This window comes from Flavobacterium sp. Root901 (genome assembly GCF_001429765.1).
In the GTDB taxonomy this organism is placed as follows: Bacteria; Bacteroidota; Bacteroidia; order Flavobacteriales; family Flavobacteriaceae; genus Flavobacterium.
In genome coordinates, this window is sequence record NZ_LMJB01000005.1 from 169,756 (window position 1) to 185,539 (window position 15,784).

General features: G+C 34.9%; 16 protein-coding genes and 1 riboswitch. Of the genes, 1 reads left to right on the forward strand and 15 read right to left on the reverse strand.

Annotated elements, in window-relative coordinates; genetic code table 11:
• Positions 1-66: 66 nt before the first annotated feature.
• The 11 genes from ASE21_RS04435 to ASE21_RS04485 form a co-directional block, all read right to left on the reverse strand.
• Positions 67-387 carry an NTF2 fold immunity protein gene (locus ASE21_RS04435; RefSeq protein ID WP_157848770.1) on the reverse strand — a complete coding sequence of 107 codons (321 nt, stop codon included), beginning with the start codon at positions 385-387 and terminating at the stop codon, positions 67-69.
• Positions 388-534: 147 nt separating this feature from the next.
• The gene (locus tag ASE21_RS04440; RefSeq protein WP_057121366.1) at positions 535-1,536 is read right to left on the reverse strand and encodes a homocysteine S-methyltransferase family protein; all 1,002 of its coding nucleotides are present in this window, start codon (positions 1,534-1,536) and stop codon (positions 535-537) included.
• Between the two features lie 305 nt (positions 1,537-1,841).
• A riboswitch (SAM riboswitch) is annotated at positions 1,842-1,959 on the reverse strand.
• A 216-nt stretch (positions 1,960-2,175) separates the two neighbouring features.
• A complete protein-coding gene (locus ASE21_RS22380; protein ID WP_262487399.1) occupies positions 2,176-2,310 on the reverse strand; it encodes a hypothetical protein in 135 nt (44 codons plus the stop codon).
• Between the two features lie 219 nt (positions 2,311-2,529).
• Positions 2,530-3,582 (reverse strand): NAD(P)/FAD-dependent oxidoreductase, encoded by a 1,053-nt coding sequence (locus ASE21_RS04450; protein ID WP_057121368.1) that lies wholly within the window; start codon positions 3,580-3,582, stop codon positions 2,530-2,532.
• A 237-nt stretch (positions 3,583-3,819) separates the two neighbouring features.
• Positions 3,820-4,404 (reverse strand): bifunctional precorrin-2 dehydrogenase/sirohydrochlorin ferrochelatase, encoded by a 585-nt coding sequence (locus ASE21_RS04455; protein WP_057121369.1) that lies wholly within the window; start codon positions 4,402-4,404, stop codon positions 3,820-3,822.
• 219 nt (positions 4,405-4,623) lie between these two features.
• On the reverse strand, positions 4,624-5,397 hold the full coding sequence (cobA, locus tag ASE21_RS04460) for a uroporphyrinogen-III C-methyltransferase (protein ID WP_057121370.1): 774 nt from the start codon (positions 5,395-5,397) through the stop codon (positions 4,624-4,626).
• The gene (locus ASE21_RS04465) at positions 5,390-7,480 is read right to left on the reverse strand and encodes a HEPN domain-containing protein (protein ID WP_057121371.1); all 2,091 of its coding nucleotides are present in this window, start codon (positions 7,478-7,480) and stop codon (positions 5,390-5,392) included. Before ASE21_RS04465 ends, cobA begins: the two co-directional genes overlap by 8 nt.
• 86 nt (positions 7,481-7,566) lie before the next feature.
• Positions 7,567-8,811, reverse strand: coding sequence for a sulfate adenylyltransferase subunit 1 (locus ASE21_RS04470; RefSeq protein ID WP_057121372.1), 1,245 nt, complete (start codon positions 8,809-8,811; stop codon positions 7,567-7,569).
• 141 nt (positions 8,812-8,952) lie between these two features.
• The gene (gene cysD, locus ASE21_RS04475) at positions 8,953-9,852 is read right to left on the reverse strand and encodes a sulfate adenylyltransferase subunit CysD (RefSeq protein WP_012023580.1); all 900 of its coding nucleotides are present in this window, start codon (positions 9,850-9,852) and stop codon (positions 8,953-8,955) included.
• A 235-nt stretch (positions 9,853-10,087) separates the two neighbouring features.
• On the reverse strand, positions 10,088-10,798 hold the full coding sequence (locus ASE21_RS04480) for a phosphoadenylyl-sulfate reductase (protein ID WP_057121373.1): 711 nt from the start codon (positions 10,796-10,798) through the stop codon (positions 10,088-10,090).
• A gap of 22 nt (positions 10,799-10,820) precedes the next feature.
• A complete protein-coding gene (locus ASE21_RS04485) occupies positions 10,821-11,708 on the reverse strand; it encodes a sulfite exporter TauE/SafE family protein (protein ID WP_057121374.1) in 888 nt (295 codons plus the stop codon).
• Between the two features lie 298 nt (positions 11,709-12,006).
• Here ASE21_RS04485 and ASE21_RS04490 point away from each other — a divergent pair, with 298 nt between their 5' ends.
• The gene (locus tag ASE21_RS04490; protein ID WP_057121375.1) at positions 12,007-12,789 is read left to right on the forward strand and encodes a sulfite exporter TauE/SafE family protein; all 783 of its coding nucleotides are present in this window, start codon (positions 12,007-12,009) and stop codon (positions 12,787-12,789) included.
• A gap of 76 nt (positions 12,790-12,865) precedes the next feature.
• On the opposite strand, the gene ASE21_RS04495 is transcribed toward ASE21_RS04490, so the two are convergent.
• The 4 genes from ASE21_RS04495 to ASE21_RS04510 form a co-directional block, all read right to left on the reverse strand.
• Complete coding sequence (locus tag ASE21_RS04495; RefSeq protein ID WP_012023576.1) at positions 12,866-13,276, reverse strand: RrF2 family transcriptional regulator; 411 nt, start codon at positions 13,274-13,276, stop codon at positions 12,866-12,868.
• 132 nt (positions 13,277-13,408) lie between these two features.
• On the reverse strand, positions 13,409-13,909 hold the full coding sequence (locus ASE21_RS04500) for an RDD family protein (RefSeq protein WP_057122328.1): 501 nt from the start codon (positions 13,907-13,909) through the stop codon (positions 13,409-13,411).
• A 163-nt stretch (positions 13,910-14,072) separates the two neighbouring features.
• The gene (locus ASE21_RS04505; RefSeq protein ID WP_057121377.1) at positions 14,073-15,245 is read right to left on the reverse strand and encodes a trans-sulfuration enzyme family protein; all 1,173 of its coding nucleotides are present in this window, start codon (positions 15,243-15,245) and stop codon (positions 14,073-14,075) included.
• Between the two features lie 110 nt (positions 15,246-15,355).
• Complete coding sequence (locus ASE21_RS04510) at positions 15,356-15,784, reverse strand: OsmC family protein (protein WP_057121379.1); 429 nt, start codon at positions 15,782-15,784, stop codon at positions 15,356-15,358.

Sequence of the window (15,784 nt, forward strand, 5' to 3'; positions counted from 1 at the left end):
TTCTATCCCTCACGCAAACCTGATTTCATAATACGTTTGCGTTTATTCTGCTTTTCAATTATCACATTATTTTCCATGCATCATATAAAGAACTTTGCCGTTTTTTGCTGAGATTTTAATATTAAATACACCTCCAAAACCAATACTATTAAAAGTACCTTCGATATGCCAAATAGAATCATTTTCTATTGTTACAGTATAAGGTCTTTGATCTTCTATTTGATCTTTGCCATAGTTTTCAAATAAAATTGGTTCAGCTATCCCAACTGCTGTTTCTTCTTTTGTAACTAAACAATCTTCGCATTTAATACTTTTCTGAAAAGCTGTATTCGTTGTATAATTGCAGCTGATAAATATTAAACTAAGCAGAAATAAAATTTTCTTCATGTTATATTTTGAATCATATTTCAACGGAATAAATTCCATTGCTACAAAATAGATCGTTCCTACGGAACTTTTAGAGAGCCTTTGGCTCGGTTTATTTTGTAGGGATGGATTTTAATCCATCAGCGAAATGATGTTCATTCGTTTATATTAAGCAACAACCGGCGCAACTCTCGGCTTATAGTCCTTCGCAACCTCAGCCATTAATCGGATATGATCTGGCGTTGTACCGCAGCAGCCGCCAATGATATTGATTAAATTATCATCTAAATATTCTTTGATGAAAGCCTGAGTTTGTTCCGGGGTTTCATCGTATTGTCCGAATGCGTTTGGCAATCCTGCGTTTGGGTGTGCCGAAACATTGAACTGTGTATGCTGTGATAATGTTTTTAAATATGGTTTTAACAAATCGGCTCCTAAAGCGCAATTGAAACCTACACTCAATAACGGAATATGTGAAACCGAAATCAAAAACGCTTCTACAGTCTGTCCGGAAAGTGTTCTTCCCGAAGCATCTGTAATGGTTCCCGAAACCATGATTGGCACATCGATATTACGTTCGTCTTTTACTTCTTCTATGGCAAAAAGCGCAGCTTTTGCGTTTAAGGTATCGAAAATCGTTTCTACCAAAAGTAAATCGCAGCCTCCGTCTAATAAAGCTTCCACTTGTTGTTTGTAAGCGATTCTTAAATCATCAAATGTTACCGCTCTGTAACCCGGATCATTTACATCTGGCGACATACTTGCCGTACGGTTTGTTGGTCCGATAGAACCTGCTACGAAACGCGGCTTTGACGGATTTTTTGCGGTAAATTCGTCTGCAACTTCACGGGCAATTTTTGCAGATTCGTAGTTTAACTCGTAAACTAAATCTTCCATGTGGTAATCGGCCATACCGATTGTCGTTCCAGAGAAAGTATTGGTTTCTACAATGTCTGCTCCGGCTTCATAATATGCTGCGTGAACAGCACGAATAGCCTGCGGTTGTGTCAGTGATAATAAATCATTGTTTCCTTTTAAAGGATGTGGAAAGTCCTTGAAACGCTCACCACGAAAATCTTCTTCAGAGAAGTTGTAGCGTTGTAACATAGTTCCCATTGCTCCATCAAGGATCAGGATTCTCTCTTTTATTGCTTGTTGTATTGTTGACATATCTTTTTTTGTATTAGCTTCTAAGACGCTAAGGTTCTAAGATGCTAAGCTTTTTTAATTTGAAACAAAACCTGAAGATTTGGCTTCTTCTGATATTTTTATTATTTTAATTCCAAAAGTTCAAAATTACGGCTCTTTAGCCCCGATTGAGCCGGTATCCTCGAAGTGAAACGGAGAGATATAGGCGAAAGCGGGAACCCATGACGGCAAAAATGCGTCAATGATTTGCTCCTCTTACCAGGAATGAATCTGGTAAAATGTATATAAGTTGTCAGGAAAAGTTTTGAGAAATACTGTTTGTATTTGTGTTATCTATCTTAAATACTGTATTTTACAAGTACAAAGTAGAATTTAGCACCTTCTTTATGGTAAAGGGTTGCTAAGGTTTCATCGGGTCTATCCCTCCGCCTTTCGTGATAACTTTCAATAAAATTATGAACGCTGCAAAGTAACGACATAAGCTGAACAATTGCAAGTTTTTTTTAAGATTCTAAAAAGCTTTTTAAAGATAGTAAGCTGCGAAGCAGGAAAGTTTAAAAACTAAAAGCCCAAACTTTTTACAAGTTTGAGCTTTGTTTGATTTTTTTTGGTTTCAACTCAAAAATTTGAGCGTATAGGTCTTGCTGTCAGAATGTTTGTTTAAAAACCTCTGTCCCAATTTAAAAATGTATCGATGACTTCCTGATGATCTGTAAATTCATTATCTGTCATACTCATCTCATTTTCAATTTGTGCATTTTCTTCTAGTATTGTTTCTTCATCCCAATTGTTCATAATAGATAATTTATTTGAATAGTCTCTTAAAGTTAGTATTTTATCTTGGTTTTTCAAATACTAAAACCAATTTTTTATTGTAAAAATATTAGAATTGCAAAGTTACTTAGCTTTCGAGCGATCAAGATTAAGTTAACATCAACAAAAAAGCCCAAACTTTAAAAGTTTGGGCTTAGTATATAAAAACTTAGATTCTTAGTATCTCAGAAACTTAGATTCTTAGACAATCGCTTTCACAACTGCTTTTGGCGCTTCTTTACGAGTTCCGTCGAAACCGTCTACTCCGGAAACTGTTGTATATTTTAATACGTATTTTTTACCTGGATTTATGATTCCGTATGCAGCCTGACACATTAAAGTTGCTTCGTGGAAACCGCAAAGAATTAACTTTAATTTTCCCGGATAAGTATTAACGTCTCCAATGGCGAAGATTCCCGGAATGTTTGTCTGGTAATCTAATGCGTTGTTTACTTTAATTGCATTTTTTTCGATTTCTAATCCCCAGTCTCCGATTGGACCTAATTTTGGTGTTAATCCGAAAAGTGGAATAAAATAATCTGTTTCGATTTTACGGTGTGCTCCGTTTTCTTCAATATCTAAAGACTCTACATGTTCTGCGCCGTTGATTCCGATAACTTCTGCCGGTGTGATTAATTTAATTTTCCCTGCAGATTTTAATTCCTGTACTTTTTCTACAGAATCCAAAGCACCTCTAAATTCGTTTCTACGGTGAATTAAAGTCACTTCTGAAGCTACATTTGCCAGAAAAATTGACCAGTCTAAGGCTGAGTCTCCTCCTCCTGCAATAACAACTCTTTTATCTCTGAATTTCTCCGGATTTTTGATGAAGTATTTTACTCCTTTGTCTTCATAAAACTCGATATCTTCAATAAGTGGTTTACGAGGCTCAAAACTTCCTAAACCTCCAGCGATAGCGATAACCGGCGCGTGAAATTTAGTTCCTTTGTTTGACGTCACGATAAAACTTCCGTCTTCCTGCTTTTCGATTGTTTCTGCACGCTCTCCTAATGTAAAACCTGGTTCAAATTGTTTAATTTGTTCCATTAAACCGTCCACTAAATCTCCGGCTAATACTTCTGGAAATCCAGGAATATCATAAATTGGTTTTTTTGGATAAAGTTCCGAAAGCTGTCCACCCGGTTGTGGTAAAGCATCAAGAATGTGGCATTTTAATTTTAACAATCCTGCCTCGAATACGGCAAATAAACCTGTTGGGCCTGCTCCAATTATAAGTATATCTGTTTTAATCATTATGTTGTTGTTTATAATCATTCTTAATAACGCAAAGAAACGAATAAATCCTTGTACTTTCAATGATTTTTATCATTAATTTCTTTCCGAAACTTTTTACTCTTTATTTTTTAATGACGAGATAATCTTCATTCATTCTTTAACATCAGATTAAATCCGACGCTGCAAATTGCTCGTTTCTCCGTAATCATCGGGTTAAAACCTGACGCTACAATATGAACCGTTCCTCCGGAACTCTTACAATTCTTTATTTTTTAACGACGAGGTTATCTCGTTCATTCTTTTAACCTTTTCTTCGAAATCACCTTTTAAGGTTTTTCGGTATTCATTCAGGTTTTCAACCATGGAGTTGATATCTTCCGGAATCACTTCTTCAAAAAATTCTCTCAGCCTTTTTGCTGTTGTCGGTGATTTTCCGTTGGTTGAAATAGCAATTTTTACATTTCCTTTTGTTACGATTCCGCCCAGATAATAATCACATAAATCCGGGGTATCGGCGATATTGCAAATCAAATAACGCTTTCTGGCTAAATCATATACCCTTTTATTTACTTCAAGATTATCCGTACAGGCAATTACCATGTGGCGCTTTTTGAGCATTTTCTTTTTAAACTTCGATTCGGTTAATGTTATCGAAGGATGTTTTTCTACCAAAACTTTAATGTCCAGATGAAAATCTTTTGCTACGACCTCAACATTGGCATTCGGACTCGACTTTAATAAAAAAGACAGTTTTTCTAATCCTACATTTCCTCCGCCCACAATTAAAACATTTAAATTGTGCAGTTTTAAAAAGATCGGATATAATTCGTTTTGTTCCATTTTAATTTTTTCTTTCGTCGAAATTACGAAAATCTGACGTTACAATATTTGTCGGATCAAATCCGATTTTATATGCTATGCGTAAATCCCATTGTCCCCAGGTTGAAACCGTGGGCTATGTTTTTTCGATCTTTCGTTTTATTAAATTGAATTCAATTTAATTTTGCATCTTTCCCGGATTAAAATCCGGCGCTACAATATGGGGTGTTCGTACGGAACTTATCTTGCGATTTCTTTTGATAGAAATTCTTCGTAAAAACCTTTTAATTTATGGCTCTCTTTTACAACTTCTCCTAGAACAATAATAGCTGGTGAACTTAGTTTTTGTTGTTTTACAACTTCTTCAATAGAATCTACTGTTCCAACGCCTACTTTCTCTTCTGCTGTTGTTCCGTTTTGAATGATGGCAACCGGTAAATCACCTTTATTTTCTTTTTGAAACAAATTGATAATCTGAGGCAGTTTGTGCATTCCCATTAAAATTACAACTGTTGCAGAAGACTGTGCGGCCAAAGCTACATCTGCAGATAATTCTCTGCTTGAAGTTGTTCCGGTAATCGCCCAAAAACTTTCTGAAACGCCTCTTTTTGTAATTGAAATGCCGAGACTTGCCGGAACTGCCACTACAGATGAAATTCCCGGAATAACAACAGTTTCAATACCGAAACTTTCTGCAAAATCAATTTCTTCGCTTCCTCTTCCAAAAATAAACGGATCTCCGCCTTTTAGCCGAACTGCATTTCCATATGTCAAAGCATTATCAACAATCAATTGATTAATTTGATCCTGCGTATAGGTATGATTTCCAATTCTTTTTCCAACAAAAATCTTAACTGCATTTTTTGGTGCATAATCCAGAATTTCTTCGTTTGCCAAAGCGTCATATAAAACCACATTTGCTTCAGCCAATGCTTTTACAGCTTTTAGCGTAAGTAAATCAGGGTCGCCAGGACCTGCACCAACTAAAGTTATTTTGGGTTTTATATTAAGCATTTGCTAATTCTTGTGCTCTGAATGTTTCGATTTTATCAAAGAAAACCGCTGCTTGTGCAATGTAATCTTTAGCGAAAGCTTCTGATGGTTCATTTTTATTGATTTGATAAACCAGGTCTTTAAAAGTCGAATTCAATTCTATTTTATTGGTTTCGATAAAAACAGTGTCAAATAAATCAATAATTCCAGCGTGATGATTTGTTTTTTGGTTTTCAGACAATAACAAAGCTTTTGCACCATTTACAAATCCTGCGTAAGCATGATAAATTGCATCTGACCATTTTTTGTCTTCAAAAGATTCCTGAGCCAATATCAGTTTCTCTTTTGCTTCAAACAATAATGTTGCAACTAAATCGATCACAACTCCGGCACATTCTCCAACTCCAACTGCTTTTACGTAATTATCTGCATTACCCCAATCAACAAAATCGGCTTCTGTTAAATTGGTAACATCTGCGAAAGGTTTTAAAATTTCATAAAAATATTTCTCTCCTTTTGCATCATAATAATTAAGGAATTTTTCTCCGTTTGCATTCGCATCAAAATCGTTTAAAATAGTACGCAAAGCGTCTGGTCCTCTACGGCTTGGAATTTTGATTACTTTATCGGCAAAACGTCCTTCTCCGTTTCCTAATCTTCCTCCACCCAGCAAAACCTGTAAAGCCGGAGCGACTAATTTTCCTGAGTTGATAGACATTCCCTGAAACCCGATTGCAGACATATTATGTTGTCCGCAGGCATTCATACAGCCTGAAATTTTAATTTCAATTTCGCGGTTGTTTAAATACTGAGGATATTCTGCTTTTAAAACTCTTTCTAACTCTTCTGCAATACCGGTACTACTTGCAATCCCCAAATTACAAGTATCAGTACCCGGACATGCCGTAATATCTCCAACCGAATTATATCCTAATTGAACAAAGTCAAGCTTGGCTAATTCCTGATAAAAGAAGGGTAAATTCTCCTCTTTTACGTGACGTATTACTATATTTTGACGCAATGAAAAACGTAATTCGTTTGCTGCGTAATTTTTAATTAAAGCCGCTAATAATCTGGCTTTATCGGTATAAAAATCTCCTAATAAAACTTTGATTCCAATTGCGTAATATCCTTCCTGCTTCTGTTTGATTACATTTGATTTTTTCCAGGCTTCATATGCTTCAGTATCTTCAATTGTAACCTGTGGGACAGCTAATAATGGTTCCGGAATTGGCCCGTCAAAAGCAGTTGTATCTATTTCGTATGTTTCAAAAGCGATTGCTTTTTTTTCTTTTTCAACTAAATCTAAGAAAACATCTTTCCCGATTTCTTTGATTAAGAATTTCATACGCGCTTTCATTCTTTTGGCACGTTCTCCGTAACGGTCAAAAATCCTGATGATTCCTTCTGCTGTCGGAATAATTTCGTTTACAGGAACAAACTCAGAAAGTAATTCCGCATGAGCCGGCTGAGAACCTAATCCGCCGCCAAACATGATTTTAAATCCGCGTTGACCGTCTTTAATTTTCGGAATAAATCCTAAATCGTGTAAATAACTCAAAGCCGTATCTTCGTCTGAAGAAGAGAACGAAATCTTGAATTTACGTCCCATTTCCTGACAGATTGGGTTTCTTAATAAATATTGAAACATTCCGTGTGCATAAGGCGAAACATCAAATGGTTCGTTTACATCTACACCAGCCAATTCGCTTCCTGTAATATTTCTTACTGTGTTTCCACACGCTTCACGCAATGTAATATCGTCTTTAGCCAGATCTGCCCAAAGTTCAGGCGTTCTGTCCAGACTTACATAGTGAATCTGAATATCCTGACGTGTTGTAATATGCAGACGTCCTGTTGAATATTCATCAGAAACTTGTGTGATACGCACTAATTGCTCGCTGCTGACTTTACCGTAAGGCAGTTTGATACGGATCATCTGTACGCCTTCCTGACGCTGACCATAAATTCCACGCGCTAAACGAAGACTACGAAAACGCTCATCATCAATTTTTCCTCCGCGGAATAAGTGAATTTTTTTCTCTAAATCGATGATCTCCTTTTGTACGATCGGATTTTCTATTTCTGTTCTAAAACTTTCCATGTTCCTTGTTCGTTTGTAGTTTATTGTTGGTTGTTTAGGATTGTTGTTGGCAGAATAACTATCAACTACAAACCAAAAACTATCAACTATCTAATGAATCCTACTCCTGCAGTTGTGTTTGTTGCAGTGTCAATTAAAATAAAAGCTCCGTTTGATTTATTTTCGTTGTAAGCGTCAAAATATAAAGGTTTGCTTAATTTAATGCTTACTTCTCCGATTTCGTTGATCGCTAATTGCGAAGCTTCTTTGGTCCCTGAATAATCAGTTGAGATTGTATTTTTGATACTTTCTACTTTCGCCAAAACTCTGTTGGTATTGTGTTGTATCAAATATTTTGTTCCTGCAACCAGTTTTTTGCTGTCCATCCAGCAAACTGTTGTTGTAATATCTTTTTCAATTCTTGGAAGCTCATCTGATTTTACAATCATATCGCCTCTCGTTACATTGATATCATTTTCTAATTCGATTGTAATCGAAGATCCTGCTGTAGCTTCATCAAATGTTTTATCGAAGAAATGAATTTTTGAAACTTTTGATTCTGTTAAAGAAGGAAGAACCGTTACCGCATCTCCAACTTTAATTGAGTTTCCGTATAATTTTCCGGCATAACCTCTAAAATCATGATATTCCTCAGTTTTTGGACGAATCACAGTCTGAACCGGAAAACGCGCTTTTCCTGCTTCGTAGACATCATGAGAATGTAATCCTTCTAAATGTTCCAACACAGTTTGTCCGTCGTACCAAGGCATATTTTCTGATTTGTCTACTACATTTCCACCGTTGATAGCACTTAACGGAATGTAACTAACATTTTGTTCTTTGAAAGTACTTTTTGCATTCAATGCCTGAAAATCAGCTTTGATTTTATTGAAAACTTCTTCTGAATAATCTACTAAGTCCATTTTGTTAATCGCCACAATTACTTCTTTTACTCTCAATAAATTATTGATAAAAAAGTGACGATACGTCTGCTCAATAACTCCTTTTCTTGCATCGATCAAAATGATAGAAACCTGAGAAGTCGAAGCTCCTGTAACCATGTTTCTGGTATATTCTACGTGCCCCGGAGTATCGGCAATAATGTAACTTTTCTTTGCTGTAGAAAAATAAATGTGTGCAACATCAATCGTGATTCCCTGCTCTCTTTCTGCTACTAAACCATCTGTTGCCAAAGAAAAATCAAGATAATCGTATCCTTTTTGTCTACTGCTTTTCTCGATTGCTTCGATTTTATCTGTTGTCAACGATTTTGTATCGTACAATAACCTTCCGATCAAAGTACTTTTTCCGTCATCTACACTTCCTGCTGTTGCTATTTTTAAAACGTCCATTCTAATATTTTTGTTTCAGGTTTAAATTTTTGTTTCAAGTTTAATGTTTCAAGCTATTGAAACGCTCTCACTAAAATTTAAATCTGTATGTTTTTTGTTTTTTTGAAATTTTTAATTTTTAATTCTAAATTTTTAATTGAATTAAAAGTATCCTTGTTGTTTTCTTTTCTCCATTGCAGCTTCAGATCTTTTATCATCGATTCTGGCTCCTCTTTCTGATATTGTTGACGATCTGATTTCGCCAACCACTTCTTCGATTGTTGCTGCATACGATTCAACAGCCGCTGTACAACTCATATCTCCAACGGTTCTGAAACGAACAATTCGTTCTTCGATTTGTTCGTCTTCTTCCTGGTACACAAAAGGAGAATGCGACCAGATTAAACCGTCTCTCAAAAAAACTTTTCTTTTATGTGAAAAATAGATCGATGGAATCTCGATATTTTCTTTTTCGATATAACTCCAAACATCTAATTCTGTCCAGTTTGAAATTGGAAAAACACGAACGTTTTGTCCGTTTTCGATTTTTCCATTCAAAATATCAAACAACTCAGGTCTTTGATTTTTTTCATCCCATTGTCCGAAATCATCACGAACAGAGAAAATACGTTCTTTAGCTCGTGCTTTTTCTTCATCACGACGCGCACCACCAATACAAGCATCAAATTTGAATTCTTCAATTGCATCTAAAAGTGTAGTCGTTTGCAAGCTGTTTCTGCTAGAATATTTTCCGGTTTCTTCCACCACTTTTCCTTCATCAATAGCATCCTGAACATTACGAACGATCAACTCTAAACCTAATTCTTCTACCAATTTGTCTCTGAAAGCAATTGTTTCAGGGAAATTGTGTCCCGTATCAACGTGCAATAGAGGAAACGGAATTTTAGCAGGAAAAAATGCTTTTTGTGCTAAACGCACCAATGTAATAGAATCTTTTCCTCCAGAAAAAAGTAAAACCGGTTTGTCAAACTGTGAAATTACTTCTCTGAAAATGTATATTGCTTCACTCTCTAAAGCGTTTGTTTTTAATACTGAACTCATTGTTTTTTTGTTTGATATTTTTTAGTTTCAGGTTTTAGGTTTAAGTTGTGAGTTACTCTAAAACTTTACGCTATTTATTCTGTTCTTTATTCTTCATCGGGTTAAAACCCATAAAATATAAATTTCTTCTCCTATCTCTCCCGGATTAAAATCCGGCGCTACAATATGAATTGTTCCTTCGGAACTTTAAATCTATATCTTTATTCTATTCTCTATTTTCTTGCCTCTTGCTTCTTTATTCTTTTTTAGCGCTATGCAAACCACACTCTTTATGGCTCGATTCCCACCACCATCTTCCGGCTCTGATATCTTCTCCGGGAAAAATGGCTCTTGTACAAGGCGCGCATCCAATGCTTATGAAACCTTCTTTGTGTAAAGCATTCTGTGGAACATTAAATTCTTTCAGATGATTTTCAACTTCTTCTAAAGTCCATTTTAATAACGGATTGAATTTGATAATTTCGAAACCGCCGTCATATTCAAACAAATTTAAATCGTGTCTGTTTTCCGATTGTTCGGCTCTTAATCCGGTAATCCAGACTGCATTTCCTGCCAAAGCTTTTCTAAGCGGAACTACTTTTCGAATAAAACAGCATTCTTTTCTGTTTTCAACCGAATCGTAAAAACTGTTCGGGCCTTTTGTCTGAAGTAAATTTTCTACTGATGCCGCTTCCGGAAAATACACTTCAATTTGTTTTTTGTACTTTTTTAATGTCCTGTGAAAAACATCATACGTTTCCTGAAATAATCTTCCTGTATCTAAGGTAAAAACCTTAATAGCAATATCATTTTTGAAGATAAAATCGGTAATTACCTGATCCTCCTGTCCAAATGAAGTGGAAAAAATCACCTGATTTGGATATTTTTCTGCTAAAAAACTTAAAGTTTGTTCTAACGAAAAATCCTTAGTTTGTTCTAATAATGACTCTACAATTGTCGCACTCATATTCTCTTTCCTTTCTAAATCTTTATAACAATTTAGATAATGTTTTTAAACTCAATATGATGATTAAGATTCCAACCGCAATCATCATTGGTTTTCTTTTAATTTTATTTACTAAAAATGCGGCTATAGGTGCTGCAATTACTCCTCCTACAATCAATCCGATAATTACCTGCCAGCCGTGAATTCCGCCAAAAAGCATGAATGTGATGCCACTTGCAAACGAAATTGCAAACTCAGCCGCATTCACAGAACCAATAGTATATTTTGGGTTTCTTCCTCTTCCTAATAATGTTGAAGTCACAATTGGCCCCCATCCTCCGCCTCCAACTGAATCCATAAAACCTCCAAAAACAGCTAAAATGCCTAATTTTTTAGTTTTCTTTTTCTCAACATTTTTCTTTAAAGCTTTTTTAATAATGATTACTGCCAAAATAATCATGTAAACCGCAATGAAAGGTTTAATTATATCTCCATTAATTATATCAGACAATAAATAAGCTCCTGTAATAGAACCCAAAACTCCAGGAATCAATAAATGTTTTACCAGTTTTTTATTAATGTTCCCAAAACGATGATGCGATAGCGCTGATGCTCCCGTTGTAAACATTTCAGAAACATGAACTGCTGTACTGCTCACAACCGGCGGAACTCCATAAGCCAATAAAAATGACGTAGAAGTTGCTCCGTATCCCATTCCTAAAGCCCCGTCTACTAACTGGGCAAAAACTCCAATCGCAAAAAACACCAGGAATTCTTCATTAAATCCATTCACAAATCCGCTCCACGTAAATTCAGCGTGATGATTGTATATCAATACACTTAACAAACCTACTAGTAAAACAACAGGGATTCCAATCCAGAGTTTTTCTTTAAAAGAATCACCCGTATTTATTTTCAGTTCTTTTTCCATATTTAGAAATGATTGATTTACTTAAAAACTATTACCCTATCGGGTTAATAGATTACTTTGCAAAAATACTATTTATTTCTAAAACTCAAAATAAATAGCCTCGTTTTTTTTAACCTTTAACCTGCTCTGGTTCAAATTGAAAGAAATAATCAAATTAATATCACAAATAACACATAATATCGACGTATTTAAACAATATATCCGATTAAAAAGTTTGGCTGTCAAAATAAATCTTAATCTCTACAATTTCCATAGGATAATTATAAAAATGTCTTTATTTTAGCGGCAAATTTTTTTTATGGATTTTCAAATAGGTCTTGTAATTGCCGGTTTAGTAGTTGGTTTTATTGTTGGGTTAACAGGTGTTGGAGGCGGTTCTTTAATGACACCTATTTTATTATATTTTAATATTTCTCCCACAACAGCTGTTGGAACCGATTTACTTTATGCCGCATTTACAAAAGCCGGCGGAATATTTGTTCACAATAAAAAAGGCAATATCAACTGGAAAATTACAGGATGGCTTACATTAGGAAGTGTTCCGGCTTCTTTGCTTACTTTATGGATCTTAAACAGCATCAAAACAGATATAGAAACTATAAACAGTGTTATTAAATACAGTTTAGGGTGGGCATTGTTATTTACTTCGGTCGCTATTATCTTTAAAAATAAAATTTTAAAATTTTCTCAAAAGCATGCCGGAGATAAATTTCACAGCGAAAGCCACACTCAAAATATGCTCACGGTGGGAATTGGAGTATTATTGGGCGCAACGGTTACATTAACTTCTATTGGAGCCGGCGCACTTGGAACAGTAACTTTATTTTTCCTTTATCCGCTTTTACCAACACCTCGTTTGGTAGGTACTGAAATTGCGCATGCTGTTCCTTTAACATTGGTCGCAGGAATTGGACACGCGTCTATGGGAAATTTAGATTTAGTATTATTGGGACAATTATTATTGGGATCTCTTCCCGGAATTTATATCGGAAGCAGCTTAAGCGGAAAAGTACCTGATTTATTTTTAAGAAATGCCATTGCAGTAATGCTTTTTATTGCAGGATATAAACTGATTTTTTAGAATGTAATAAAAACAAAGGCCATTTCATGAATTCACGAAATGGCCTTTGTTTTATATTTATTGCAGTCAATTTAGCTTAAAAAGCAATATCTGCTAATGAATTACTTTCTAGTATTTTAAGTGTATTATCCCTAACTTCTGTCATCAAACGTCTCGCGGCACAGGTTGATTCGTCATCGCAGTCATCACATTTTTCATAGAAGTTATGACTTGCACAAGGAAGCAGCGCAATAGGGCCTTCAAGAATTCTATAAACCTTGGCCATACTGATATCTTTTGGATCTTTTATCAGGTAATAACCTCCGCCTTTACCTTTTTTGGCTCCAAGAAATCCCGAATTTCTCAATAATAATAAAATACTTTCCAGAAATTTTATCGAAATATGTTCACTTTTCGCAATTTCGGCAATTTGAACAGGTTCATTGTTTTCTCTCCTCGCTAAATAAGTTAAAGCCTTAATTCCGTATTTTGTTTTCTTTGAAAGCATCTTTACATTTTAGATTTCGGCTGCAAATTTTAGGTTATTTCTAAAATAAACAAGCTTTATATTATTCTGCAACAAAAATAGGCTTTTTAAATGAGAAAAATAAAGATTAAGATTTATATTCTACTTATTCTATCAATTTAATTCGTTACTCCCAATTAAGTTGAACTCATGAAATAGTTTTACTTCTTTTTCCAAATCTCTTTTATTGACAACATAGGTATCAGAAATAGAATCATGCCAGCCTCTGCTTCCTAAAAAAGAAAATCCATCAAAAGGAATTAATCTGCACAATGTTCTTTTAAAGATCGTTCCGAAAGAAGGTTTTTCTCCATTTTCATCTACCACAACAGTTCCTGTAATAAATTTACCTAATGATCTTCCAAAAATGCCTTCCATAAAAGAATAGTAAAAAATAGAAATAGCAAGAAAAAGAATCTGCCCTTCAAAATCACTCATATTTCCCAGCCAGAATACTATTCCCTGCAAACCAAAAAGATTTCCTAAAAGAGCCACAACAATCCCAAAAACAAAAATTAGAAAAAGTATGGCAATAATATCTATAATATAGTTTGCAAATCGGCTTCCGTTTGAAGCTATTAATTTTTCATCAAGAATATAAGTAGAGCTGCTCATAGTTAGTTTTTTAAATTGGTTAATTATTAATTTAGTTGGAGCAAAAATATATTTTTTACTCAAATAACCACCAAAAAGAATGACGATTTTTAACAGTAATAAATTTACAGTCAAAAATCGTCATTATATAAAATATAAATTGAAAATCTAATATCTAAAATTTTTATTCCAGCGCTTGTTTTAAATCAGCAATTACATCTTCTACGGCTTCCAAACCAACAGAAACACGAACCAAACCTTGCGTAATTCCAACTGCTAATTGATCTTCTTCAGACAATTTGCTGTGAGTTGTCGATGCAGGATGTGTTACAATTGTTTTTACATCGCCAATATTTGCAGAAAGAGAACATAATTTAATTTTGTTCAGGAATTTTCTTCCTGCTTCAAGACCGCCTTTAATCTCGATTGCAATAATGTTACCGCCTAAAAGCATTTGTTTTTTGGCAATTTCATATTTTGGATGTGATTTCAGGAATGGATATTTTACACTATTTACATTCGGATGGCTTTCTAAAAATTCAGCTACTTTTAAAGCATTTTCACAATGTTTCTCTACTCGAACAGCCAAAGTTTCTAAACTTTTTGACAAAACCCAAGCATTAAACGGGGACATTGCCGGCCCTGTATTTCTTGAAAACAGATATATTTGACGAATTAATTCTGCGTCTCCAACTGCAACTCCTCCTAAAACACGGCCTTGACCGTCTATTAATTTTGTAGCAGAATGAACTACAATATGTGCACCATATTTAATTGGCTGTTGAATATAAGGCGTTGCAAAACAGTTGTCGATAATTAAAATCAGATTGTGTTTTTTTGCAATTTGCCCCAATAATTCTAAATCAATCACATCTACACCTGGATTTGTAGGTGTTTCGGCATATAAAATTTTAGTATTTGGTTTAATAAAACTCTCAATTGTTTCTGGTTTATTGATATCAAAATACGAAGTTTCAATTTTCCATTTTGGAAAATACGTCATAAACAATGCGTGAGTCGAACCAAAAACGCTTCCTGCAGAAACGATATGATCTCCTGATTCTAATAAAGCTGCAAAAGTTGAGTAGATTGCCGCCATTCCAGTTGCAAAAGCATAACCTGCTTCGGCACCTTCCATCGCACAAACTTTATCTACAAATTCTGTTGTATTCGGATTGCTGAAACGAGAGTAAATATTACGGACTTTTTCTTCGGTGAAAGAAGCTCTCATATCCTCTGCATCTTCAAATATGAAACTTGATGATAAGTACAAAGGAGTTGAATGCTCCTGAAATTGCGTTTTTTCTAAATGTGTTCTGATGGCTTGTGTTTCAAAACCCAAATCTTCTATATTCATTGTGTTGTTTTTTGTTTTTTGTTTGAAGTTTCAGGTTTAACGTTTCATGTTATTACCAAACTTAAAATTCAAACTGCCTAGAGAAATTATCTAAATGACTAATTTTCTAATTATTTTAATTCTTCGTTGTTCAGGACAACTTTGTATTTAATTGCTGCGGTTGGTTCGACTGTTTTGGCAACTGAGCAGTATTTCTCAAAAGAAAGCTGTGCGGCACGCTGTGCTTTTTCCGGATTGATGTCGCCTTCTAAATAAAAAACCACATCGATTTCTTTAAAAGGTTTTGCTTCTTCAATCTGTACACGTGTTCCTTCAACCTCAGCATTAAAAGAAGTGATTTCCTGACGCTGCTTTTTTAAAATCGAAATCATATCAATTGCACTGCATCCGGCAACACCCATTAATACAAGTTCCATTGGACTTGCGCCTAAATCGCTTCCGCCAAATTCGGCCCTGCTGTCAACGTCAACTACGTGTCCGCGTTCATTTTTTAGTTTAAAATGAAATGCGTCATTTACTCTGTTTAAAGTTACTTTCAT

What these genes read in the sequence shown, in the direction of transcription:
- ASE21_RS04480 (WP_057121373.1), bottom strand. Translation starts at nt 10,798, where the DNA reads ATGAGTGCGACAATTGTAGAGTCATTATTAGAACAAACTAAGGATTTT.
- cysD (WP_012023580.1), bottom strand. Translation starts at nt 9,852, where the DNA reads ATGAGTTCAGTATTAAAAACAAACGCTTTAGAGAGTGAAGCAATATAC.
- ASE21_RS04465 (WP_057121371.1), bottom strand. Translation starts at nt 7,480, where the DNA reads ATGGAAAGTTTTAGAACAGAAATAGAAAATCCGATCGTACAAAAGGAG.
- ASE21_RS04495 (WP_012023576.1), bottom strand. Translation starts at nt 13,276, where the DNA reads ATGCTTTCAAAGAAAACAAAATACGGAATTAAGGCTTTAACTTATTTA.
- ASE21_RS22380 (WP_262487399.1), bottom strand. Translation starts at nt 2,310, where the DNA reads ATGAACAATTGGGATGAAGAAACAATACTAGAAGAAAATGCACAAATT.
- ASE21_RS04440 (WP_057121366.1), bottom strand. Translation starts at nt 1,536, where the DNA reads ATGTCAACAATACAACAAGCAATAAAAGAGAGAATCCTGATCCTTGAT.
- ASE21_RS04435 (WP_157848770.1), bottom strand. Translation starts at nt 387, where the DNA reads ATGAAGAAAATTTTATTTCTGCTTAGTTTAATATTTATCAGCTGCAAT.
- ASE21_RS04470 (WP_057121372.1), bottom strand. Translation starts at nt 8,811, where the DNA reads ATGGACGTTTTAAAAATAGCAACAGCAGGAAGTGTAGATGACGGAAAA.
- ASE21_RS04485 (WP_057121374.1), bottom strand. Translation starts at nt 11,708, where the DNA reads ATGGAAAAAGAACTGAAAATAAATACGGGTGATTCTTTTAAAGAAAAA.
- ASE21_RS04450 (WP_057121368.1), bottom strand. Translation starts at nt 3,582, where the DNA reads ATGATTAAAACAGATATACTTATAATTGGAGCAGGCCCAACAGGTTTA.
- ASE21_RS04490 (WP_057121375.1), top strand. Translation starts at nt 12,007, where the DNA reads ATGGATTTTCAAATAGGTCTTGTAATTGCCGGTTTAGTAGTTGGTTTT.
- ASE21_RS04500 (WP_057122328.1), bottom strand. Translation starts at nt 13,909, where the DNA reads ATGAGCAGCTCTACTTATATTCTTGATGAAAAATTAATAGCTTCAAAC.
- cobA (WP_057121370.1), bottom strand. Translation starts at nt 5,397, where the DNA reads ATGCTTAATATAAAACCCAAAATAACTTTAGTTGGTGCAGGTCCTGGC.
- ASE21_RS04505 (WP_057121377.1), bottom strand. Translation starts at nt 15,245, where the DNA reads ATGAATATAGAAGATTTGGGTTTTGAAACACAAGCCATCAGAACACAT.
- ASE21_RS04510 (WP_057121379.1), bottom strand. Translation starts at nt 15,784, where the DNA reads ATGAAAGTAACTTTAAACAGAGTAAATGACGCATTTCATTTTAAACTA.
- ASE21_RS04455 (WP_057121369.1), bottom strand. Translation starts at nt 4,404, where the DNA reads ATGGAACAAAACGAATTATATCCGATCTTTTTAAAACTGCACAATTTA.